Source organism: Gemmatimonas aurantiaca (assembly GCF_037190085.1).
Lineage (GTDB): Bacteria > Gemmatimonadota > Gemmatimonadetes > Gemmatimonadales > Gemmatimonadaceae > Gemmatimonas > Gemmatimonas aurantiaca_A.
On sequence record NZ_JBBCJO010000012.1, the window covers coordinates 432422 to 456472 of the forward strand.

Genomic DNA, 24051 nt, shown 5'->3' on the forward strand with positions numbered 1-24051 from the left:
CAGCGAAGAGCGCGCGGAGAAAAGCGCCCCGCAAGCGCGATCAGGACGACTCGCGCGCGCGTTTGCGGAGCGCGCGGGCTGCCGCCGTCGTGCCCCACGGATTCTTGCTCAGCAACGCCTGGGTCGCCCGTTCGGGTTGCGCTCCGGGCGTACGACGGCGGTACGTTCCGTCGGAGCCCAGCTCCCACGCCTGACGGTTGTCGGCGAGGCAGGTTTCCAGCACCAGCTGGATCCCCCGATGCAATGCCGGATCCTCGATGGGTGTCATCGCCTCCACCCGACGATCGAAGTTGCGTGGCATCCAGTCGGCGGATCCGATGTAGTACTCGGGAGCGCCGCCGTTGGCGAAATGCGCGATGCGCGAATGCTCCAGGAAACGCCCGATGATGCTGATCACGCGAATGCGATCGCTCACGCCCGGCAATCCCGGCACGAGACAGCAGATCCCGCGCACGATCAGATCGACATCCACACCCGCCTGCGACGCACGGTACAGGGCGGCGATGATCTCCGGATCCACCAGCGCGTTCATCTTGGCGATGATGCGCCCGCCCCGACCGGCGCGGGCATGCTCCGCCTCGCGGTCGATCAGCTCCAGCGTACGGGCCCGCAGATTGCCCGGCGCGATGACGAGCCGGCGATACTGCTTCTGCCGCGAGACGCCGGTCAGCGAATTGAACAGATCGGAAAGATCGGCGCCGATGAGCGGATTGCAGGTGAACAGCCCCACATCGGTGTAGAGGCGGGCCGTCTTCGAGTTGTAGTTGCCCGTGCCGAGATGCACGTACCGACGGATGCCGTCGAAGTCGCGGCGCACCACCAGCACCGTCTTCGCGTGCGTCTTGAGCCCGGGCAATCCATACGCCACATGGATTCCGTAATTCTCCATCGTGCGCGCGAAGGTGATGTTGTTGGCTTCGTCGAAGCGCGCCTGGAGTTCGATCAGCACCGCCACCTGCTTGCCCGCCTCGGCCGCCTCGGTCAGCGCCCGTTCGATCGCGGTGTCGCCCGAGGTGCGATACAGCGTGACCTTGATGGCCAGCACCTGCGGATCGTTCGCGGCCGCTTCGAGAAACGCCTCCACGGAAGCACTGAACGATTCGTACGGATGATGCACCAGCACGTCCCGCTCGCGGATCACGTCGAAGATGTTGCGGCCATCCCGGAACGCGGGCGGCACGACCGGCGTATGCGGCGGATCGCGCAACTCGGGGATGTCGAGTGAAGCCAGTTGCATCAGATCGCCGAGTTCCAGCAGCTCGTCCCGATCGTGCACATCGCGCGGACCCACCGGCGCCACGTACTGCGCTTCCGTCTCGCTCAGCTCCTCCATGAGCAGCTGGCGGATGCTCTCCGGCATGTCCCGCTGCACTTCGAGGCGCACCACTTCACCGAACTTCCGCTGAAACACCTGCTGCTCGATGGTCTCGAGCAGATCCTCGGGCTGATCCATCTGTCCGAGATCGAGATCCGAATACCGCGTGATGCGGAAGGTGTACCAGCGCAACACCTCCATGCCGGGAAACAGCGATCCCAGATTCGCCCCGATGACGTCTTCCAGCGCCACGAACCGCAGCGCGTGGCCCGTGCTCACCCAGCGGGTGAGCAATCGTGGCACCTTCACGCGCGCGAAATGCTCCTTCCCCGTCTCCGGATCGCGGATTTCCACCGCGAGAGACAGCGAGAGGTTGGAGATGTAGGGGAACGGGTGCCCCGGGTCGACCGCCAGTGGCGTCAGCACGGGGAACACCTGCGATTCGAAGAACGCGGCCAGTCGGGCGCGTTCCGCATCGTCGAGCGCATCCATCGACACGATCTCGATGCCATGCTGCGCCAGCGCGGGCAACAGGTCCCGCCTGAGCGCATGGCGCCGGCGCACCAGCAGCTCGTTCACGCGTTCACGGATGGCCTCGAGCTGTTCCACCGGCGAAAGCGGATCGGGCGCGTACTGCGCGGCCCCCAGCGTGACCTTCCGACGGAGGCCGGCCAGCCGGACCATGTAGAACTCGTCGAGATTCGTGCTGAAGATCGCGAGAAACTTGAGTCGTTCCAGCAACGGCACGCGTTCGTCGAGCGCTTCCTCGAGGACGCGCGCGTTGAATTCGAGCCACGAGAGTTCGCGGTTCAAATACGGCAGTGCCAGCGATGTCGCAGAAGCCATCCATACACTCCGGAGCGCCATGCGCCCCGGAGTCTCCTTGACGGGATCAGAGCGGAATGAAAGCGGCGAGCAGTCGATACGCCAGCGCGGCCATCACCGCACTCGCCGGGATCGTGATGACCCACGCCCACACGATCCGACCGGCCAACCCCCAGCGAACGGCCGACAGCCGGTTGGTGGCACCGACGCCGACGATCGCGCCGGTGATGGTGTGCGTCGTGCTCACCGGAATACCCAGCTTCGACGCCGCCAGAATGACCAGCGCGCCGCCGGTTTCGGCGCAGAATCCACCCACCGGACGCAGTTTCGTGATGCGCGTGCCCATCGTATGCACGATACGCCAGCCACCAAAAAGCGTTCCCAGGGAGATCATGGTGTACGCACTGAGCTCCACCCAGATGGGGATGTGATCCAGTGTCGTGACATGCAGATGCGCCAGCAGACCGGTTTCGTTGGCGAAGGCCGACTGCGTGGCCACGAGCAGACCGACGATGATCCCCATCGTCTTCTGCGCGTCATTGCCGCCATGGGCGAGCGAGAGCAGTGCGGAACTGGTCAACTGCAAGACGCGGAATGCCTTCTCCGCGCGCGCGTTCGCCACCCGCCGGAAGAGATTGAAGACGAGCACCATGAGCAGAAAGCCCATGAGCGCCCCCAGTATCGGCGACAGCGCGATCGCCGACAGCGTCTCGATCCACTTCTTGCCCCACAGCAGCGCCGCGAAGCCCGCCTTGGCCACGGCCGCGCCGGCATACCCCCCGATCAGCGCATGGGAAGAACTCGACGGAATACCGAACCACCAGGTGATCAGATTCCACGTGATGGCGCCCAGCAATCCGCCCAGGATGACGTTGGCGTCGACCACGTTGAGGTCGATGAAACCGGCCGCCACCGACTTGGCCACGGCGGTGCCCACGAAGAACAACGCCGAGAAGTTGAACACGGCCGCCCAGATCACGGCGGCCAGAGGACTCAGGACCCGCGTACCGACGATCGTGGCGATCGAGTTGGCGGAGTCGTGGAATCCATTGATGAAATCGAACGCCAGCGCGATGGCGACGATGAGAACGACGAAAGTGACCACGGGTCCCGCGGGTCAGCTGTTCTTGAGCGCGATACTCTCGAGGACGTTCGACACGTCCTCACACTCGTCGATCGCCTCCTCGAGTGCGTCGAAGATCTCCTTCCATTTCAGCACCTCGATGGCCGGTTCCTCGCGATCGAAGAGCGTTCCCACCGCCTGCGCGTACAGCGCATCGCCTTCTTCCTCGAGCTGTTTGATGGCGCGGCCATGCTCCATCATGCGCTGGCGCTTGGTGACATCGCCCACCGCCGCCAGGATCTCCTTGCTGGCACGCACCAGCACATCGGCCATCTGCACCCCGCCGTCACGCGGAGCCGTCACGCGGAACATCGCCACCCGCCGGGAGGCCCCATTGATCAGATCGATGACATTGTCGAGACGCTTGGCGAGGAGATGGATGTCCTCGCGATCGAGCGGCGTGACGAAGCTCGTGTCGATGCGCTGGTTGATGAGCTGCACGATGGCATCGCCATCGGTTTCCACCTTCTTGATCTGGGGCGTGAGCTGCGCCGAGTTGGCGGGGTTCTCGAACAGGGTGCGCAACAACGCGGCCGCCTGTCCGATATGCACCGCCAACTGGCGGAAATGATCGAAGAAAGTTTCGTCCCTGGAGAAGAGCTTCACGAAGTGGAGGGCTGAAGTCGGAGCAAGGAACCACATCACCGCGGGGCCAGGCTCCGCGCGCGTATGAAAGCGCGTCCGTGCCACGGCTCACCGCAGGTGGTGTAACGATTGCGTCACCGGAGCCCGAACGCCATCGGGACGCTGCAGGAATCTGCCTTCGTTACAGGACGGAGACGAAATCCGGCGAATGCACCGCAGACCGAACGGTTCAGGACCAAACCACTTTGGCGTCACTCACCGTGCGTCGCCGACGCACCAGCTCCGGATTCTCGAAGATGCGCGCGAGCAGCACGCCGGCCACGAAGCCTCCCACGTGCGCCCACACGGCCACCCCGCCGGATATCTCACGACGCAGAGGGGAAAGCTCCGGCAGACCCGCCACGACCTGGCTGCCGAACCACAGAATCAGCACGGCCCACGCCGGAAACCGGATGAGAAAGATCGGCGGGATGTAGGTCCGCACCCGGACACGCGGATACATCACCAGATACGCGCCCATGATGCCGGAAATGGCACCGGATGCGCCCACCGTGGGCACCGGAGACTGCGGATCGACGGCCAGGTGCGCGGCCGCCGCGATCACCCCGGTCAGCAGGTAGAACGCCAGGAAACGCAGGCGTCCCATGCTGTCCTCCACATTGTTGCCGAACACCCAGAGATAGAGGGAGTTGCCGATGAGATGGCCCCAGCTGCCATGCAGAAAGATCGACAGCACCGGGGTTAGCCAGTTGATCGGCTGATCGTCCACCACGCAGGCCAGCGCCTGATCGCCGAAGCGGCCCAGGGGCACCCCGAGTCCGAGCGGCGCCTGCCGACTGATCTCGCCGGGCACGAAGCCCAGATCGCACACGCTCACGGCCAGCGGCAGTGGGCTTCCCGCGCCCTGCACGAAGAACCACACGCCCCAGGTCACCAGCAGAATCGCCAGCGTCATGACCGGCGTTCGCAGGGTGGGATTGTCGTCGGCTACGGGAAACATGGCATCTCCGATAGGTCAAAATGGCAGCCTGCCTGCGCGACAGAATACTGCGGCCCCTTCTCCCGCACAAATGCGCCGCTCCGGCAGAGAAATCCGGCCCGGCGCTTGCCAATAGAGCTCCCGAACAACCGAAGGGCCACAGGGACACCGTGTGCCCCACACTCTGAACGAACTCTGCAACCAGATCCCATGGCTGAAAAAGTTATCGGTATCGACCTCGGCACCACCAACTCGGTGGTCGCGGTGTTGGAGGGTGGTGACCCGGTCGTCATCCCCAACGCGGAAGGCGGTCGTACGACCCCCTCGGTGGTCGGCTTCACGAAGGATGGCGAGCGCCTCGTCGGCCAGATCGCCAAGCGTCAGGCCGTCACGAACCCGCAGAACACCATCTTCTCCATCAAGCGCTTCATGGGCCGCCGCGCCGAGGAAGCGCGGAGCGAGCAGTCGCGCGTCCCGTACAAGATCGTCGCCGGCCCCAATGACGTGGCCGCGGTCGAGGTGGGTGGCAAGGTGTACACGCCGCCCGAAATCTCGGCGATGATCCTGCAGAAGATGAAGCAGACGGCGGAAGACTACCTCGGCCACACCGTGACCAAGGCCGTCATCACCGTGCCGGCGTACTTCAACGACGCCCAGCGCCAGGCCACCAAGGACGCCGGCAAGATCGCCGGCCTCGAAGTGCTGCGCATCATCAACGAGCCCACGGCGGCTGCGCTCGCCTACGGTCTCGACAAGAACAAGAAGAAGGACGAGAAGGTCGCCGTCTTCGACCTCGGCGGCGGCACGTACGACATCTCGGTGCTCGAGCTGTACGACGTCGACGGCACGCGCCAGTTCGAAGTGAAGTCCACCAACGGCGACACGCACCTCGGCGGCGACGACTTCGACCAGCGCGTCATCGACTGGCTCGTGGCCGAATTCAAGCGCGATCAGGGCATCGACCTGTCCAAGGATCCGATGGCGCTGCAGCGTCTCAAGGAAGCCGGCGAGAAGGCCAAGATGGAGCTGTCGAGCGCGAGCACGACGGACATCAACCTGCCCTTCATCACCGCCGACGCCTCCGGCCCGAAGCACCTCAACTACACGCTCACGCGTGCCAAGTTCGAGCAGTTGGTGGACGATCTCATCCAGCGCACGCTCGAGCCCATGAAGAAGGCGCTGGACGACGCGGGCATGAAGCCGTCGGAGATCGACGAGGTCATCCTCGTCGGTGGATCGACGCGCATCCCGAAGATCCAGCAGGTGGTGAAGGAGTTCTTCGGCAAGGAGCCCAACAAGGGCGTGAACCCGGATGAAGTCGTCGCCGTGGGCGCGGCCATCCAGGGCGCGGTGCTCACCGGCGAGCAGAAGGACGTGCTGCTGCTCGACGTGACGCCGCTCTCGCTCGGCATCGAAACGCTGGGTGGTGTGATGACGGTGCTCATCCCGCGCAACACGACCATCCCGACCAAGAAGGCGGAAACCTTCTCCACGGCCGACGACAACCAGACGACGGTGGAGATCCACGTGCTGCAGGGTGAGCGCGAACTGGCCGTGTACAACCGCACCATCGGCAAGTTCCAGCTCACGGGCATCCCGCCCGCTCCGCGCGGCATGCCGCAGGTCGAAGTCACGTTCGACATCGACGCCAACGGCATCCTGCACGTGACCGCGCGCGACAAGGCCACGGGCAAGGAACAGAAGATCCGCATCGAAGCGTCGAGCGGTCTGTCCGACAACGAGATCGACCGCATGGTCAAGGACGCGGAGAAGAACGCCTCGGAAGACAAGGCGCGCCGCGAACAGATCGACCTGCGCAACCGGCTCGACTCGCAGACCTACGAAGTCGAAAAGAACGTCAAGGAGTGGGGCGACAAGGTCCCGGCCAATCTGAAGGAGCGGATCGACGCCGCCATCGAGCGAGCCCGCAAGGCTCTGCGCGGTGACGACGTGAACGAGATCCGGGCGGCTCAGGAAGAGCTGAGCAAGGCCTACAGCGAAGCCGGCCAGGCGTTCTACCAGCAGCAGGCCGCGCAGAACCCGGGTGACGCCGGCGCCGCCCCGCAGGGGGAGCCCGCCCAGCCCAAGGCCGATGATGTCGTCGAGGCCGACTACGAAATCGTCGACGACAACAAGAAGTAACCGCAACCTGTATGGTTATCCGGGCGAACCTGTCGCCCGGATGACAGATTTCCCCAGCAGATAATCGGGCCCCGTCGGAAACTGCCGACGGGGCTTCGGTGTCTCAGTGTGGCACAGGGCAGTTCCCGAGACATCAACGCAACGACCCATGTCAGCACGATTCTCACGTTTCCGTTTTGCCACCGCCGCCGTGGTCAGCTTCGGCGCCGGTGTGCTCTTCGCCTCCGGCATGGACTGGACGAAGATCAGCTGGGCCCAGAATTCCTCCGGAGCTCGCGCACCGCTCGTGCGCGGTCCGATGGGCCCCGAAACCGGCGCCTCCTTCGCCGACATCGCCGAGCGCGTGACGCCGGCCGTGGTGGCGGTGAACACCACGCGCACGGCCCGGCCGCGCGCGCAGATCCGCGGGCGTCCCCCGCAGGGGATGGAGGACTTCCTCGAACAGTTCGGTGGACAGCAGCCCCGCCAGCAGCGTGGCGAAGGCTCGGGATTCATCCTCTCCGCCGACGGCTACATCATCACCAACAACCACGTCGTCGCCGACGCCGATCAGGTGTCGATCACGCTCAGCGACGGACGGGTGTTCAAGGCGCGGGTGGTCGGCGCCGATTCCACCACCGACGTCGCGGTCGTGAAGATCGACGCCAAGGGACTGCCCACGCTCACCGTGGGTGATGACGAACGCACGCGGATCGGCGACTGGGTGCTGGCCATCGGCAACCCGCTCGGTCTCGATTTCACCGTGACCGCCGGCATCATCTCGGCCAAGGGACGCGGCGCCGAACTCAGCATGCCCAACCAGGGCAACTTCACCATCTCCGACTTCATCCAGACCGACGCCGCCATCAATCCCGGCAACTCGGGCGGCCCGCTCGTCAACCTGCGCGGGGAAGTCATCGGTCTGAACAGCGCCATCCAGTCGCAGACCGGGTTCTATTCCGGCTATGGCTTCGCCATCCCGATCACGCTGGTGAAGAACGTGGCCGATGCGCTGATCAAGGACGGCCGCGTGCGGATGCCGGTGATGGGGGTGTCGGTCACCCGGGTCGATCCCGAGGATGCCGGCATCAACGGACTGGCGAAGGTGGCCGGTGTGAAGGTGGCCGGCTTCAACCCGCCTGACGGCGGTCCGGCCAAGGCCGCAGGCATCGAAGTGGGCGACGTCATCACCACCGTCGACGGCAAGCCGGTCGACCGGGTGAGCGCGCTCCAGCGCATCGTGCGCATGCGTCGCATCGGCGATGTGATTCCGGTGGAAGTCGTGCGCTTCGGCACGAAGAAGTCGTTCCGGGTGAAGCTGGTGGACGCCGAAGCGGGTGGACAGCTCGCGGTGAACACCACCGAGCCCACGGGCACGTCGAGCCCGGCCGCCGGCAAGCTCGGTCTCTCGGTGGAAGCGCTCCCCGAAGAGATGGCCACGCGCATGAAGACCAACGGGCGTGGCGTGCGGGTGTCCGAGGTATCTCAGGACGGCCCGGCGCGCGACAAGATCGCCGCCGGCAGCGATGTGCTGCTCGAGGTGCTCTATCCGACACCGCGGCGCGCCATCCGCTCGGTCACCGATCTGCAGAACGCGATCTCGGGACTCAAGGACGGCGACTATGTGAGCCTGCTCGTGCAGTCGCTCGATCCGCGCGTCGGTCAGCGCGTGGTGAACATCCGCGTGGGCGGGTGAACCGACCGCGTGTGCCGCGGCGGGGCAGTTGCCCGGCCGTGGCACAGGATGGGTATGAGAACGGGGCGTCCGGTGCAATCGCCGGGCGCCCCGTTTGCCGTGGGGGCGGTGTGGCTTCACATCCTCCCGCCCCCGTTCACTCCAGGATTCAGTCCGGATTGATGAAGCGGTACAGCACCCGGATGAGTCGATACGCATCGGGCATCGACTCGCGCGAGAACTCTACGGTGGTGGGCGTCACGAGCTTCACCTCGCGAAACGCCGTCACCACCTCGGGAATGTTCGGATTGGGAAAGGTCATGCGCACCGTGTACTGCGAGAGGCGCTCGGGGCGTCCTTTGCGCGCACCGGCCACGGCGTCGCGGGCCGTCTGCTGGATATTCCGTCGCGCTTCCACGAGCGGAAGCAGCTCCACGGCCCGCGTGTTGATCGCCCGCTTCACGATCACGCCACGCACATCGGGCGCCGTGGCCTTCTGTTGTTCGATGGCGACATCGTCACCGGTCACCAGCACCACCGGCACCCCATACCAGCGGGCGAGGATCGCATTCATGCCGCCTTCGCCCACCGACAGACCGTTCACCTGCAGATCGGCCACGACACCGGAACCCGTGTGCGCGAACACGCCGCGTGGGGAGCCGGCTTTGGCGTGGTAACCCACGAACAGCACCGCATCGAAGGTGGAGTCGAGTCCCTCCATCATGCCGTGCCGCTTGAACGAGTGACTGATGAGTCGCGCCCGCGGATCGAGATCCTCGGGCAGCAGATTCCGCTGACCGCCATGGGAATCGTTCACCAGCACATCGGTGGCCCCGCCTTCGAATGCCCCGCGAATGGCGGCATTGGCGTCCTCCACCATGAGCTTCCGTGCCCGACCGTACTCGGCGCCGGTGGCCGACGTCTGGTTGTCGCTGTTGACGCCGCTGATGCCCTCCATGTCCACCGAGATGTAGACCTTCTTCGCACCCTGCGCCCCGGCGGGCAATGCAAGAGAGACGCCCGAAACCAGCAGGCAGACGAGGGAGAGGCGGACGAATCGGGCCATCGGGACTCCGCAAGGCGAGGGTGAGCGTCGGACTTCCCGCTCACCCGGCCGAGCGGAGGAGCGTTACCGGAAAAGGTAGAGCGAGGCGCCCACCTGCACACGGGTACCGGTGGACTTGAACGATTCCTTGGTCGTGTTGCCTCCGGTGATGTCCCGCAGGCGGGTCAGGTTGCCGAAGGTCCACAGAGCGCTGCCGGTGACCGCGATGTTCGGCGTCAGACCGATGTGCACACCCGCGCCGCCGGTGGGAGCGACGCCGTCAAAATCGGTGGACCCCGATGCCGCACGCCCGGTGGCTCCCGCCGTGGCGAAGAGTCGTACCGGCGAATCCGCGCCCGGCACCAGGTACAGACGCAGCAGGGCATCGTACTGGGAGATCGTCACATCGTCGGAGTCACCGCGGCGCGTGAGCACATTGCGATCGAAGTTGACGAGCACCGCCACGTTGTCGGACATGCCGAACCCGGCATGCAGCCCGAAGCCGCTGCCGAACTTGAGGTCTTCGGCGGCTTCCTTCACGCTCACGGAGGCGCCGGAGTATTGCAGCCCGACCATGAGACCGCGTGTGCTGCCAGCCTGGGCCTGCAAGGTGGTGCCGCCCAGCGTGGCGGCCGCCAGGGCAAGGATCGTCGCGAACACTGGTGTCCGATTGCGAGACATGGATTCTCCGGGAATAGGTCGGTAATGGGTCTCTGGGGTGTTCCGGGACTGCTACACCCGCTGGGCAAAAACAGCGCTCCCATCGGGCGATCCACGTCACCAGGCGTGGTGACTATACTTGGGGAATGGACCCGCAGAAGCTTGGCGAGCCCAGCGCGGACGTGGCGAAATTGGTAGACGCGCCAGCCTTAGGAGCTGGTCCTTCACGGGGTCCCGGTTCGAGTCCGGGCGTTCGCATGAGGTCGTTTGAATGAATTTTGAATGGACACCGTAACCCACTTTCCAAAGGTTTACGCCCGCCAAGCAAATGTGCAACAGGGTAGGGTAGCCGTATCGAAAAGCCGATAATTTCAATCGACATTTATCGACACCTGAATTGTGATCCGCTCGACCGAACGTGTCGGACAAACCCTTCTTGCCGAGTCCCGGTCCGGGACACACTCTAGCGGGAGTCTGCTTCTCTCTCCCTCAGGAGTCCCACCTCATGGCAGCGACGGACGTCACCGACCCGCAATACTACCACCGGGTCGTAGACTGTCAGTGGGCCTGTCCGGCCCACACCAATGTTCCCGGATACATCCGCCTCATCGCGCAGGGTCGATACACCGAATCGTATCTGCTCAATCGCGAGTCGAACGTTTTTCCAGGAATTCTCGGGCGTACCTGTGATCGCCCCTGCGAGCCCGCCTGTCGGCGCGGTCGTGTCGAAGAAAAACCCGTCGCGATCTGCCGCCTCAAGCGCGTCGCGGCCGATCATCGGGACGACATCAAGGCCTTCCTCCCCACCGCACCGGCCGTCAAGAACGGCAAGCGCGTCGCGCTCGTGGGCGCTGGTCCGTCGGCACTCACCGTCGCCAACGACCTGCTCCCACTCGGCTACGACGTCACCATCTACGAGCGCCATGCGCAGCCCGGTGGGCTCATGCGCATCAACATTCCGTCGTTCCGCCTGCCGGCGCAGGTGCTCGACGACGAATGCGGCTACATCATCGACATGGGTGCCACCATGCAGTACGGCACCGAAGTCACCAGCCTGAAAGCGCTGCTCGATGACGGTTACGATGCGGTCTACGTCGGCACCGGGGCGCCCAAGGGCAAGGAGCTCGACATTCCCGGCCGCTGGGATGCACCATCGCAGGTGCACATCGGTATCGAGTGGCTGGCCAACGTGCACTTCGGTCACATCGAGAAGATCGAACCGCGCGTGGTGATCATCGGCGTGGGCAACACCGCCATGGATTGCTGCCGCACGGCCAAGCGCGTCGGCGCCACCGATGTGAAGGTCGTCGCGCGCCGCGGTCGCAAGCACTTCAAAGCGTCGCCGTGGGAACTCGAGGACGCCGAGGAGGAACAGGTCGAGATCATCGAGAATCATGCACCGAAGCGCATGGTGATCGAGAACGGCAAGCTCACCGGCATGGAGTTCGAAGTCCTCGCCTGGACCGAAGACACCAACGGCAAGCAGACCAGCACCGTGACCGGCACCACGATCATCCCGTGTGACGCGGTCATTCTCGCCATCGGTCAGGACAACGCCTTCCCCTGGATCGAACGCGACATCGGCGTGGAATTCGACGGGCGCGGCATGCCCAAAGTCGACAAGACCACCCACCAGAGCACGCACCCGCAGGTGTTCTTCGGCGGTGACGCGGCGTGGGGCCCGGAGAACATCATCTGGGCCGTCGCGCACGGACACCAGGCGGCCATCTCCATCGATCTGCAGTGTCAGGGCCAGGACGTGCACGACCGTCCGCCCTATGGCATGACGCTGGTCAGCGCCAAGATGGGCATGCACAGCTGGGCGTACGACAACGATTACGAAACGGCGAAGCGCGCCAAGATGAAGCACGAGGAACTGGTCAAGCGCTTCAGCGGCATCAGTATCGAAGTGGAACTCGGGTTCACCGCGGAACAGACGGCGCTCGAAGTGGGACGCTGTCTCAACTGCGACATCGAGACACATTTCACCGCATCCGCGTGTATCGAGTGTGATGCCTGCGTGGACATCTGTCCCACGAGCTGCCTCACGATCACCACCAACAGCACGCCCATCGACGAGTTGCGCACGCGGCTGTCCGCGCCGGCGCTCAACGAATCACAACCGATCTACGTCTCCACGGCGCTGCCGCAGACCCACCGCATCATGGTGAAGGACGAGGACGTCTGCCTGCACTGTGGTCTGTGTGCGGAACGCTGCCCCACCGCCGCGTGGGACATGCGCATTTTCGACCTCAAGAAGCCCGTTGCCGGGATGGCCTACGCATGAGCGGCGTCAACGATTTCGCCTTCAAGATCGGGACCGTCAACGGAACCGGTTCCGCCAGCGCCAATGGTCTGCTGATGCAGGCCATCTTCCGCATGGGCATCCCGGTGTCGGGGAAGAACATCTTCCCCTCCAATATCCAGGGACTGCCCACGTGGTACGAGATCCGCGTCTCCAAGGACGGCTACACGGCCCGTCCTTCGGAAGTGGATCTCGTCGTGGCACTCAATCCGGCCACCTACGCCAAGGACGTGGCCACGGTGCGTCCCGGTGGTTTCCTGCTCTACGACTCGTCGTGGCCGCTCGACCCCGATCTGGTGCGCGAAGGCATCACGATCCTCGGCATCCCGTTCGGACGCATGTGCGTCGAGAACTTCCAGGGTGACCGCGATCGCACGCTGCTGCGCAACATCGTCTACGCCGGTTCGCTCGCCGCGCTGCTCGGCATCGACATGGACGTCGTGAGCAGCATGCTCGAGGAGAAGTACGGCAAGAAGCCCAAGCTGCTCACGTCCAATCACCAGGCCATCCAGCTCGGGTATCAGTACGCGAAGGAGCACTTCACCTGCCCGCTGCCGTTCCATCTCGAAAAGATGGACAAGACGAGCGACTCCATCCTCATCGACGGCAACACCGCCTGCGCGCTGGGTGCGGTGTATGCCGGCGCCACGGTGGGAGCGTGGTATCCCATCACGCCGGCCACCGCGCTGATGGAGCAGTTCAAGGCCTTCTGCGAACGCTTCCGGGTGGACAAGGAAACCGGCGCGCACAACTACGCCATCCTGCAGGCCGAGGATGAGCTGTCGGCCGCCGGTATCATCATCGGTGCGGGGTGGATGGGCGCACGCGCATTCACGAACACCTCGGGCCCCGGCATCTCCCTGATGCAGGAGTTCATCGGACTCGCGTACTACACCGACATCCCCGCCGTCTTCTTCGATATCCAGCGCTGCGGGCCGGCCACGGGCATGCCCACGCGCACGCAGCAGGCCGATCTCATCTCGCTGGCGTATGCCTCGCATGGCGACACCAAACATCTCGTGCTCTTCCCCGCCAATCCGGGCGAAGCCTTCGAGATGGCCGTGCAGTCGTTCGACCTCGCCGAACGATTCCAGACACCGGTCTTCGTGGCGACGGATCTCGATATCGGCATGAACGACTGGATGGTGAAGCGTTTCACCTGGGACGACAACTATCGGCCCGACCGCGGCAAGGTCCTGCACCGGGAAGATCTGGACAAACTCCAGCGGTTCTCGCGGTATCTGGACGTGGATGGCGACGGCATCGCGGCACGCACGCTGCCCGGTGTAGGCGGCAAGGGCGCGTACTTCGTGCGCGGCTCGGGTCACGACAAGCACGCCGCGTACACGGAAGACTCCGACGCCTATCTGGAACTGGTGGACCGTCTCAAGCGCAAATTCCAGCACGCCGCGACGGTGATGCCCAAGCCGGCCTTCACGCTGCGTGAGGGCGCCACCGTCGGACTGGTGTCGCTGGGCGGGTGTGACGCGGCCGTGCGCGAGGCCGCCGACAAACTCGCCGCGCAGGGCATCGTGGTCGATGTCATGCGCATCCGCGCCTTCCCGTTCGGGGCGGAAGTGCTGGAGTTCTTCGAGCGTCACGAGCATACCTTCGTGATCGAGCAGAACCGCGATGCGCAGCTCCGCTCGCTGCTGGCCATCGAGCTCGGCATCCCGCGCGATGCGATGATCTCCATTCTCGACTACGGCGGCATGCCGTTGACGGCCAAGGTCGTCATCGATGCCGTCTCCCGGCATGTCGGCGCCCACGGCCAGGCCGCCGTGACGCCCACCCCCCGCGCTGTTTCCAACGGAGTGCCCGCATGACCTCGATTGCGAAGCCACCGGTCAAACATCCGAGCTCCCGCACCAATGGTCTGGGGCTCACCATCCGCGACTACGAAGGCGCGATGTCCACGCTGTGCGCGGGGTGCGGACACGATTCCGTCACCGCGGCGCTCGTGCAGGCGGGATGGGAGCTGGATCTCGAACCGCATCGCGTGGGCAAGATGAGCGGCATCGGCTGCTCGTCCAAGACCACGGCGTACTTCATGAAGCAGTCGCACGGCTTCAACTCCGTGCATGGCCGCATGCCGTCGGTCACGTCGGGCGCGGCCGCAGCCAACCGGGCACTCACGTACATCGGTATCTCCGGTGACGGGGACTCGCTCTCCATCGGGCTCGGACAGTTGTCGCACGCCATCCGGCGCAACGTCAACATGCTGTACGTGCTCGAGAACAACGGCGTGTATGGCCTCACCAAGGGGCAGTTCTCGGCGTCCGCCGACATCGGCTCGACGTCCAAGAAGGGCGAGGCCAACGAACAGTCGCCCATCGATCCGGTGCTGCTCGCGCTCACCCTGGGCGCCACCTTCGTGGCGCGCTCGTTCTCGGGCGACAAGAAGCAGCTGGTGCCCATCCTCAAGGCCGGGTTGATGCACAAGGGTTTCGCCATCGTGGACGTCATCTCACCGTGCGTGAGCTTCAACGACCACGAAGGATCCACCAAGAGCTACGCGTTCACCCGCGAGCATGAAGTGGAAGCCGTGCACACCGACTTCGTGCCGCTGCGCCGCGAAATCACCATGCCGGAGACGGGCGAGGACGTGCACGCCGTGACGCTGCACGACGGCAGCACGGTGCGTCTCCGGGCGACGGCGTCCGACTACGATCCCACCAATCGCGAGTCGGCGTACGCCCACGTGCGCGCCTGCCAGGCGCGTCACGAGATCGCCACCGGCCTGCTGTTCGTCGATGAGAACGGACGGGACATGCATGACTTCATGCGCACCCCGAGCACGCCCCTGGTGGAACTTCCGTACGAGGCACTCTGCCCCGGCAAGGGAGCGCTGGACAAACTGATGGAGCGTTATCGCTAGGGGCCATGACCATCGATCCCACTCGCGAGCAGGCGGTGATTGCCGACCTGCTCGCGCAGACGCCCACCGATGCCGAACACCTGTTGCCGCTGCTGCTGCAGGTGCAGGCTGCGGTGGGCTTCGTGTCACCGCAGGCCATCCGTCAGGTGGCACAGGCCTTCAATCTCTCCCGCGCCGAGGTGTACGGCGTGGTGACCTTCTACCACGATCTGCGTGAAGCGCCGGTTGGTGATCACGTCATCCAGCTCTGCATGGCGGAAGCGTGTCAGGCGGTGGGATGTCGCGAACTCGCCGCGCATGCCTCGCAGAAGCTGGGCGTTCCCCTGGGCGAGACCACGGCGGACGGTCATGTGCATCTCGAAGCGGGTTACTGCTTCGGGAATTGTGCGCTGGGCCCGACGGTTCGCATCGGCGACCGCATCGTGGGCGGCGTGACACCGGCGCGTTTCGACGAACTGCTCGAGACCCTGCCCGGTCGGCACGGCAACACGCGGCCGGTGGCAGGAGAGTCGGCCGCATGACACGGATCTTCGTGCCCAACGACACCGGCGCACGTTCGGTGGGTGCCGACGAAGTGGCGGCCGCACTCATGAACGCGCAGGTCGTACAGAGCGGACTCGCCACCATCGTGCGGAACGGCTCGCGCGGAGCGTACTGGCTCGAACCGCTCGTCGAGATCGACACGCCGAGTGGGCGCATCGGCTTCGCCAATGTCACGGTCGACGATGTCGCGGGGCTCTTTGCCGATGGTCTCCCCGATCAGACCCATGCAAAATGCCTCGGTGTGGTGGACGCCCTGCCCTGGTTCGCCGGCCAGACGCGCCTCACGTTCGCGCGGGTCGGCCGCATCGATCCGTTGTCGTTGAGCGACTATCGCGCGCTTGGTGGTTTCGCCGGTCTCGAGCGGGGGTGCACCATGGACGCCAAGGCGATCGTGGACGAGGTCACGGTATCGGGACTGCGTGGACGGGGCGGCGCGGCATTTCCCGCCGGCATCAAGTGGAACACCGTGCGCAATGCGAACGCCCCGCAGAAGTACATCGTCTGCAATGCCGACGAAGGCGACTCGGGTACGTTTGCCGATCGACTGCTCATGGAGGCCGATCCCTTCCAGCTCATCGAAGGGATGACGATCGCCGCGCTCGCGGTTGGAGCCACGCGGGGCTTCGTCTATCTGCGCTCCGAGTATCCGCATGCGGCGCAGATCTTCGGCCGCGCACTCACTATCGCGCGCGAGGCCGGTGTGCTCGGGCCGTCCGTGCTGGGGACGGCGCACACATTCGACATCACGCTGCGTATGGGCGGTGGCGCCTACATCTGTGGCGAAGAGACGGCGCTGCTCGAAAGTCTCGAAGGCAAACGTGGCACGGTGCGCCCCAAGCCGCCCTTGCCGGCGCTGACGGGGCTCTTCGGATGCCCCACGGTCATCAACAACGTGCTCACCTTCGCGGCCGCCACCGATGTGCTGGCGCGCGGTGCGCACGCCTACGCCGGACTCGGCGTGGACCGGTCCACTGGCACCATGCCGTTCCAACTGGGTGGCAACATGCAACGGGGCGGCGTCGTCGAACTGGGCTTCGGCGTCACGCTGCGCGATCTGCTGGAACGCTTCGGTGGTGGCAGCTACAGCGGACGGCCGCTGCGCGCCATCCAGGTGGGCGGTCCGCTGGGCGCCTATCTGCCCGCATCGCAGTGGGACACCCCACTCACCTATGAGCACTTCGCGGCCATCGGTGCGATGCTGGGCCATGGTGGTATCGTGGCCTTCGACGACACCGTCGACATGGCCGCGCAGGCCGAGTTCGCGATGGCGTTCTGCGCGCACGAATCGTGCGGCAAGTGCACACCCTGTCGTATCGGCTCCACGCGCGGCGTGGAGGTGATTCAGCGTCTGCGTCGACGCGAGAATCCCCGGTTGCAGTGGCAGGTGCTCGAAGAGCTGTGTGAAACGATGGAATTCGGCTCGCTCTGCGCGCTGGGTGGACTCACGCCCATGCCCGTGCGCAGTGTGATGAAGCACTTCTCCGCCGACCTGCTGCCTTCTGCCGGCGGCGGATCGGTCACCGTGGAGGTGGGACGATGATCAGGCCCGCAACCGATTTCCCGTCGTCCGCGGCGGGTGCGTCGTCAGCGGCTTCGGCCGTCGACACCACATCCGTACAGTTGACCATCGACGGCATCGATGTTCGTGTGCCGGCGGGCCAGACGGTCCTGCAGGCCGCGAAGACGGTGGGCATCGATATCGCGCATCTCTGCGCCACCGACTCGCTCAAGCCGTTCGGATCCTGCCGCCTCTGTGTGGTGGATATCGCGGGCCGCAAAGGTCTGCCCGCGTCATGCACGACGCCCGTGGAACAGGGCATGGTGGTGCGCACACAGACGCCGCAGGTGGCGCGTGTGCGGCGCAATGTGATGGAGCTCTACATCTCCGATCATCCGCTCGACTGCCTCACCTGCGCCGCCAACGGGGATTGTGAGCTGCAGGACATGGCCGGCGTGGTCGGCCTGCGCGAGGTGCGCTATGGATATGCTGGCGCCAATCACCTGACGGAACAGAAGGACGAATCGAATCCGTACTTCACCTTCGATCCGGCCAAGTGCATCGTCTGCTCGCGTTGTGTGCGGGCCTGTGACGAGATCCAGGGCACCTTCGCGTTGAGCATCACCGACCGCGGGTTCGGGTCCAAGGTGAGTGCCGGCATGGACGAGGGCTTTCTCGCCTCGGAGTGTGTGTCCTGCGGCGCCTGTGTACAGGCCTGTCCCACGGCTACGCTCACCGAGAAGACCATCATCGACGCCGGTCAGCCCGATCGGGTGGTGAAGACCACCTGCGCGTACTGTGGCGTGGGCTGTTCGTTCGACGCGGAGCTCAAGGGCAACGATGTCGTCCGCATGACCCCATCGGCGGAAGGCGGTGCCAACGAAGGACACTCCTGCGTGAAAGGACGGTTCGCGTGGGGATATGCCACGCATGCCGATCGCATGCTGCGTCCGATGATCCGCGAACGCATCACCGACGACTGGCGTGAAGTGAGCTGGGACGACGCCATCGGCTTTGCAGCGTCACGTTTCCAGTCCATCCAGGCAGAACATGGCCGTGAAGCCATCGGCGGCGTGTCCTCGTCCCGCTGCACCAACGAGGAAGTGTACGTGGTGCAGAAGATGGTGCGGGCGGCATTCCGCAACAACAACATCGACACCTGTGCCCGGGTGTGTCACTCCCCCACGGGCTACGGTCTCAAGCAGACGCTGGGCACATCGGCTGGCACGCAGGACTTCAAGTCGGTGGCCAGCGCCGACGTGATCATGGTGATCGGCGCGAACCCCACCGACGCACACCCGGTGTTCGCCGCCCGCATGAAGCGCCGCCTGCGTCAGGGCGCCAGGCTCATCGTCATCGACCCGCGACGCATCGACCTGGTGCAGTCGCCGCACATCCGCGCGGCCCATCACCTGCAGTTGCGCCCCGGGACCAACGTGGCCGTGATCAATGCCCTGGCGCACGTGGTGATCACGGAAGGACTGACCGCCGAAGCCTTTGTCGCCGAACGCTGCGACGAGGCGTCTTTTGCACAGTGGCGCGAGTTCATTGCACGTCCGGAACACGCACCGGAAGCCACCGAGGCCTTCACCGGCGTGCCGGCGGGCGATCTGCGGGCCGCAGCGCGTCTTTACGCCACCGGTGGCAACTCGGCCATCTACTACGGCCTCGGCGTGACGGAGCACAGTCAGGGCAGCACCATGGTGCTGGGGATCGCCAATCTCGCCATGGCCACGGGCCAGATCGGCCGCGACGGCACGGGCGTGAATCCCCTGCGCGGACAGAACAATGTGCAGGGCTCGTGCGACATGGGATCCTTTCCGCACGAACTCCCGGGGTACCGGCACATCGCCGACGACGCCGTGCGGGGCAGTTTCGAAGCCGCCTGGCAGATCGCGCTCGACGACGAACCCGGCATGCGCATTCCCAACATGTTCTCCGCGGCCGTGGCGGGGCAGTTCCGTGGCATGTTCGTGCAGGGCGAGGACATCGCACAATCCGAACCCGACAGCACGCACGTGCGGAACGCATTGGAAGCCATGGACTGCGTGGTCGTGCAGGACCTCTTCCTCAATGAAACGGCGAAGTATGCCCATGTGTTCCTTCCGGGCACCGCGTTTCTGGAGAAGGATGGCACGTTCACCAACGCCGAGCGCCGCATCAACCGCGTTCGTCCGGCCATGCCGTCACGCACGGGGCTGGCGGAGTGGGAAGTCGTCTGCCGTCTGTCGACGGCGATGGGGTACCCCATGCACTACGACAACGCCGCGCAGATCATGGACGAGATCGCGGCGCTCACGCCCACCTTTGCCGGCGTGTCCTTCGCGCTCCTGGACCGGGTGGGCAGCGTGCAGTGGCCCTGCAATGCCGAACATCCGATGGGCACGCGGGTGATGCACGAAGAGCAATTCGTGCGGGGCAAGGGACGGTTTCTCATCACGCAGTACATCCCCACCGATGAACGCTCCACGCGCCGCTTCCCGCTGCTGCTCACCACGGGTCGGGTGCTCACGCAATACAACGCCGGCACCGCCACCCGTCGCACGGCGAACACGGTCTGGCACGACGAAGACGTGCTGGAGATCCATCCGTCCGACGCGGAAGTGCGTGGCATCGGCACCGGCGACGGTGTGATGCTCGCCAGTCGCAAGGGGGCGATCACCCTGCACGCCCGTGTCACCGAGCGTGTGCCCGAGGGCGTGGTGTACACCACCTTCCATCACCCGGCGGTGGCGACGAACGTGGTGACCACCGAATTCTCCGATTGGGCCACCAACTGCCCGGAATACAAGGTCACCGCAGTCGAGGTCCGTCCGGTTGACTAGCGAACATATTGCCGAACATGCGGTCGAACCTGGGGAGCATCCCGGCGTGATTCATCGCGCCATCACCCGTATCGATCGCACGGGAGCGACGCACGACGATACATGGGGCATCGCCGTGGAGGCGCCGGTCGCCATCCTCATCAACGGTGTGCCGTGGACGGTGATGCTGGCCACGCCATCGGATCTCGAGGAGCTGGCCATCGGCATGCTGCTCACGGAGCATGTGATCGACTCGGTCACCTGTATCACGGGTATCCGCGTCGCTGAATTGCTGGACGAATTCACGGTCTCGGTGGAAATCCCCGACGAAGCCATCGATCGTGAGGCGTTGGGAGCGCGGACGTTGATCAGTAACACGGCCTGCGGACTCTGTGGCATCGAATCGCTCGCCGATCTGCATCGACGCCGCGGGGAATGGCAGACGGTCGTATCGGTGAACGATGACGCGATCCGTCTGGCTCTGCGGACGTTGCCCGGACATCAGCCGCTCAACGCGGCCACCCATTCGGTGCACGCCGCCGCGTGGTGCGCGCTGAACGGAGCGATACAGCTCGTGCGGGAGGACGTGGGTCGCCACAACGCTCTCGACAAGCTGGTGGGTTCCCTGGCCCGGACCGATCGTCTCACCGAACAGGGATTCGTGCTCATGAGCAGCCGTTGCAGCTATGAGCTGGTGTACAAGGCCTCCGTGCTCAACGCCCAGGCACTGGTCTCGGTCAGCGCTCCCACCAATCTCGCGCTGCGCTGGGCCGGTCAGCTGGGCATCCCCCTCGTGACCTGCCTCGGGCGGGGTGATGCACTGGAAGTCGTGCGATTCACACCGCCTGCGTCACTGCCGTTCGACTCTCTCGAGGAGACGGTCCATGTCGGCCGCTGATACGATCCGGATGGCGAATCAGATCGCGCAGTTCTTCGCGCCCTATCCGGAAGAAGAAGCTGTCGACGAAGTACGGAATCATCTCGTGAAATTCTGGCCGGTCGCGATGCGGAGCGAGCTCGTGGTGCTCCTGGAAGGGCCCCATGTCGGCGATCTGCACCCGCTGGCATTGCAGGCCGCGCAGCGTCTCATGTCTCTCGATCCCTGACGAATACATCACGAACGATTTGCGCGCCATGGATGTGTCCATCGATGTTTCTATGGATGTGCTCATGACCGCCCCCACGCACATCACCGGCATCATCCTGTGCGGTGGCCAGGCGCGCCGCATGGGCGGTGTGGAGAAGCCACTGCAACTGCTGCATGGACGTCCCCTCGTTGCGCACGTCAGGGAGCGGTTGCTGCCGCAGGTCTCGACGATCGTGATCAGTGCGAATCGTGAACGGGACACCTACGCTCAATGGGGGGACTCCGTCGTGGTGGACAACACGCCCGATCTCGGTCCATTGGGTGGGCTGCAGGCCGCTCTCGCGGTCGTCAGGACGCCCTGGTTCTTCTGTTGTCCGGGTGACGCGCCCTTTCTGATGCCGGATCTTGTGGGCAGACTTGCGCACGCACTGACGACGTATGGGCGTTCACTCGCATACCCGCATGATGGGCAACGCGGGCAGCATCTGTTTCTGCTGGGGCGCGGCACACTCGCGGCTGAACTCGACGTCTATCTCGCGAAGGGTGGGCGTTCGGTGCAGCGATTCATGGAGGAGCATCAGCCGCTGATTGTCGATATGGCGGATGAGGCGGCGAGCTTCCGGAATATCAACTCCCCTGAAGACCTGGCACACGCGCACGAGCATACCGGCCGCGGTGACTATTGAACTCCCGCCTGACCAGCTCCTTCCTGCTTCCTCTTGAAATCGTGATGCCGTGGCGCCGGGACTCTCCGGATGACGCACACCCGATTTTCAGCGGGGATAGCGGGAGAAACGGTGTGCCGGGCCTTCGGCCATGACTCCGACTCCACCTCGTCATAATCTCGAGAGGAAGCAGGAGGGAGTTGGCCAGGAAGGAGATCAATGGATTTTGGGTACATCCTTCCGGCTTCCATCCACAAACGCCGCGCCCGGTGCTTCGCACCGGGCGCGGCGTTTGTGTCAGATCATCGTGTGATACACGGGCTCGTACATCGCCGCGGTCACCGCCGCCGGGATATCATCCGGGCGTTCGGCACGCGCCAGTCCCCGATCGAAGGCGATGCGTGCCACCTCGATCGCAATCGCGCGAGAAACCTCACGAATGCGCGACAGACTCGGATAGATCCGGCCCATCGCCAGATCCTCGGGCGACACGAGGCTGGCCAGCGTCCGTGCGGCAGCGGCGAACATCTCGTCCGTCACCCGCGAGGACTCCGCGACGATCACGCCCAGACCGACACCCGGGAAGATGTAGGCGTTGTTCCCCTGCCCCGGCACGTGCGTGCGCTCCTTATACGTCACGGGAGCGAAGGGACTGCCACTGGCGAACACGGCGCGTCCGTCGGTGGCGGTGTAGGCCTCTCGCGCGGTGCACTCCGCCTTCGACGTGGGATTGGACAGCGCCATGATGATCGGCCGATCGTGGTTGGCCGCCATCGCGGCCAGCACGCCCGGCGTGAACGTGCTCGGCTGCCCCGACACGCCGATCAGTGCGTGCGGCTTGATCGCCTCCACCGCCGCCTGCAATGAAGGCAGCGACGGATGATCGTGGGCATAGCGGCGCTTGTGGTCCGCGAGATCGGTGCGCGACGCCACCACCAGTCCGCGCGAATCCATGAACCAGCAGCGCTGACGGGCTTCCTCTTCGGACAATCCCTCGGCCACCATCTCCTGCACCACCAGATCGCCGATGCCGATACCGGCTTCGCCCGCCCCCAGGAACATCAGGCGCATCTCTCGCAGCGGTACACCGGTGAGACGCGCCGCCGACAGCAGGCCGCCCAGTGTCACCGAGGCCGTGCCCTGGATGTCGTCGTTGAACGTACAGGTCCGATCGCGCCACGCGTCCAGCAGCATGAACGCGTTGTGATTGCCGAAGTCCTCGAACTGCAGACAGGCCAGCGGAAAACTTTCCCTCACGGCCTCCACGAACTCGTTGAGCAACGCATCGTACTCCTCGCCGCGTATGCGGGGATGACGCATGCCCATGTACGCCGCGCTCTCGCGCAGCGCCGTGTTGTCCGTGCCCACGTCGATGGTGATGGGCAGGCACTGATGCGGTGACACGCCCGCACACGCCGTGTACAACGTCAGCTTGCCAAGCGGGATGCCCATGCCATTGGCGCCGAGATCGCCCAGACCGAGAATGCGCTCACCATCGGTGACGACGATCATGCGCACATCGTCCTGGGGCCAGTTCGCGAGCACCTCACGCACATGACCGCGGTCTTCCAGGGTGATGTACAACCCGCGGCTGCGCCGGAAGATGCGTCCGAACTCCTCACACGCCTGCCCCACCGTGGGGGTGTAGAGAATCGGCAGGAACTCCTCGAGATGATCCATCACGAGGCGGTAGAACAGCGTGACGTTGCGGTCGTGCAGTGCCACGAGGTAGGCGTACTGATCGAGCGGCGTCGGCCGGGAGCGAACACCGGGAAGAATGCGTTCGAGCTGCTCTTCCTGAGTCATCACGCGCGGCGGCAGCAAGCCGCGCAACCCGAATGCGTCGCGCTCTGCCAACGAGAACGCCGTCCCCTTGTTGAGGACGGGGTCGTTCAGCAACGTGGCGCCGCGCTTCGGTTGTAGTGGTGCAGTCACGACTTCTC

Annotated in this window: 18 protein-coding genes and 1 tRNA gene; 12 read left to right on the top strand and 7 right to left on the bottom strand. The window is 64.9% G+C overall.

Annotation, left to right across the window (positions count from 1 at the left end):
* Positions 1 to 40 precede the first annotated feature (40 nt).
* From ppk1 to WG208_RS16460, 4 genes are all read right to left on the bottom strand, one after another.
* Positions 41 to 2161, bottom strand: a complete 2121-nt coding sequence (ppk1, locus tag WG208_RS16445; RefSeq protein ID WP_337172466.1) for a polyphosphate kinase 1 — start codon at positions 2159 to 2161, stop codon at positions 41 to 43.
* A gap of 46 nt (positions 2162 to 2207) precedes the next feature.
* Positions 2208 to 3245 carry an inorganic phosphate transporter gene (locus WG208_RS16450; protein WP_337172467.1) on the bottom strand — a complete coding sequence of 346 codons (1038 nt, stop codon included), beginning with the start codon at positions 3243 to 3245 and terminating at the stop codon, positions 2208 to 2210.
* A 12-nt stretch (positions 3246 to 3257) separates the two neighbouring features.
* Complete coding sequence (locus WG208_RS16455; protein ID WP_337172468.1) at positions 3258 to 3869, bottom strand: DUF47 family protein; 612 nt, start codon at positions 3867 to 3869, stop codon at positions 3258 to 3260.
* A gap of 208 nt (positions 3870 to 4077) precedes the next feature.
* Positions 4078 to 4848 carry a rhomboid family intramembrane serine protease gene (locus WG208_RS16460; RefSeq protein ID WP_337172469.1) on the bottom strand — a complete coding sequence of 257 codons (771 nt, stop codon included), beginning with the start codon at positions 4846 to 4848 and terminating at the stop codon, positions 4078 to 4080.
* A 189-nt stretch (positions 4849 to 5037) separates the two neighbouring features.
* Between WG208_RS16460 and dnaK the strand changes: the two genes are divergently transcribed.
* Together dnaK and WG208_RS16470 are read left to right on the top strand one after the other, a co-directional pair.
* The gene (gene dnaK, locus WG208_RS16465; RefSeq protein WP_337172470.1) at positions 5038 to 6969 is read left to right on the top strand and encodes a molecular chaperone DnaK; all 1932 of its coding nucleotides are present in this window, start codon (positions 5038 to 5040) and stop codon (positions 6967 to 6969) included.
* A gap of 148 nt (positions 6970 to 7117) precedes the next feature.
* Positions 7118 to 8644: a trypsin-like peptidase domain-containing protein gene (locus WG208_RS16470; RefSeq protein WP_337172471.1), complete on the top strand. Its 1527-nt coding sequence runs from the start codon at positions 7118 to 7120 to the stop codon at positions 8642 to 8644.
* Positions 8645 to 8792: 148 nt separating this feature from the next.
* Here the strand turns inward: WG208_RS16470 and WG208_RS16475 are convergent, their stop codons facing one another.
* Entirely contained in the window at positions 8793 to 9689 is an 897-nt protein-coding gene (locus WG208_RS16475) for a M55 family metallopeptidase (protein WP_337172472.1), read from the bottom strand.
* A gap of 63 nt (positions 9690 to 9752) precedes the next feature.
* A complete protein-coding gene (locus WG208_RS16480) occupies positions 9753 to 10349 on the bottom strand; it encodes an outer membrane beta-barrel protein (protein WP_337172473.1) in 597 nt (198 codons plus the stop codon).
* Between the two features lie 155 nt (positions 10350 to 10504).
* Here WG208_RS16480 and WG208_RS16485 point away from each other — a divergent pair.
* The 10 genes from WG208_RS16485 to mobA all read left to right on the top strand — a co-directional run bounded on the left by WG208_RS16485 (position 10505) and on the right by mobA (position 22129).
* Positions 10505 to 10586: transfer RNA gene (locus WG208_RS16485), tRNA-Leu, on the top strand.
* Between the two features lie 247 nt (positions 10587 to 10833).
* Positions 10834 to 12615 carry an FAD-dependent oxidoreductase gene (locus WG208_RS16490; protein ID WP_337172474.1) on the top strand — a complete coding sequence of 594 codons (1782 nt, stop codon included), beginning with the start codon at positions 10834 to 10836 and terminating at the stop codon, positions 12613 to 12615.
* Positions 12612 to 14459, top strand: coding sequence for a 2-oxoacid:acceptor oxidoreductase subunit alpha (locus tag WG208_RS16495; protein WP_337172475.1), 1848 nt, complete (start codon positions 12612 to 12614; stop codon positions 14457 to 14459). The genes WG208_RS16490 and WG208_RS16495 overlap by 4 nt, the downstream gene beginning before the upstream one ends.
* Complete coding sequence (locus WG208_RS16500) at positions 14456 to 15511, top strand: 2-oxoacid:ferredoxin oxidoreductase subunit beta (RefSeq protein WP_337172476.1); 1056 nt, start codon at positions 14456 to 14458, stop codon at positions 15509 to 15511. The genes WG208_RS16495 and WG208_RS16500 overlap by 4 nt, the downstream gene beginning before the upstream one ends.
* Positions 15512 to 15516: 5 nt before the next feature.
* Positions 15517 to 16032: an NAD(P)H-dependent oxidoreductase subunit E gene (locus tag WG208_RS16505; RefSeq protein WP_337172477.1), complete on the top strand. Its 516-nt coding sequence runs from the start codon at positions 15517 to 15519 to the stop codon at positions 16030 to 16032.
* On the top strand, positions 16029 to 17594 hold the full coding sequence (locus tag WG208_RS16510) for an NADH-ubiquinone oxidoreductase-F iron-sulfur binding region domain-containing protein (RefSeq protein ID WP_337172478.1): 1566 nt from the start codon (positions 16029 to 16031) through the stop codon (positions 17592 to 17594). Before WG208_RS16505 ends, WG208_RS16510 begins: the two co-directional genes overlap by 4 nt.
* Positions 17591 to 20377 carry a formate dehydrogenase subunit alpha gene (gene fdhF / locus WG208_RS16515; RefSeq protein WP_337172479.1) on the top strand — a complete coding sequence of 929 codons (2787 nt, stop codon included), beginning with the start codon at positions 17591 to 17593 and terminating at the stop codon, positions 20375 to 20377. The genes WG208_RS16510 and fdhF overlap by 4 nt, the downstream gene beginning before the upstream one ends.
* 46 nt (positions 20378 to 20423) lie before the next feature.
* Positions 20424 to 21254, top strand: coding sequence for a formate dehydrogenase accessory sulfurtransferase FdhD (fdhD, locus tag WG208_RS16520; protein WP_337172480.1), 831 nt, complete (start codon positions 20424 to 20426; stop codon positions 21252 to 21254).
* Positions 21241 to 21462, top strand: coding sequence for a formate dehydrogenase subunit delta (locus tag WG208_RS16525; protein WP_337172481.1), 222 nt, complete (start codon positions 21241 to 21243; stop codon positions 21460 to 21462). The genes fdhD and WG208_RS16525 overlap by 14 nt, the downstream gene beginning before the upstream one ends.
* A gap of 64 nt (positions 21463 to 21526) precedes the next feature.
* The gene (gene mobA, locus WG208_RS16530) at positions 21527 to 22129 is read left to right on the top strand and encodes a molybdenum cofactor guanylyltransferase MobA (protein WP_337172482.1); all 603 of its coding nucleotides are present in this window, start codon (positions 21527 to 21529) and stop codon (positions 22127 to 22129) included.
* A gap of 276 nt (positions 22130 to 22405) precedes the next feature.
* On the opposite strand, the gene WG208_RS16535 is transcribed toward mobA, so the two are convergent.
* Entirely contained in the window at positions 22406 to 24043 is a 1638-nt protein-coding gene (locus WG208_RS16535) for an NAD-dependent malic enzyme (protein WP_337172483.1), read from the bottom strand.
* Positions 24044 to 24051: the final 8 nt, after the last annotated feature.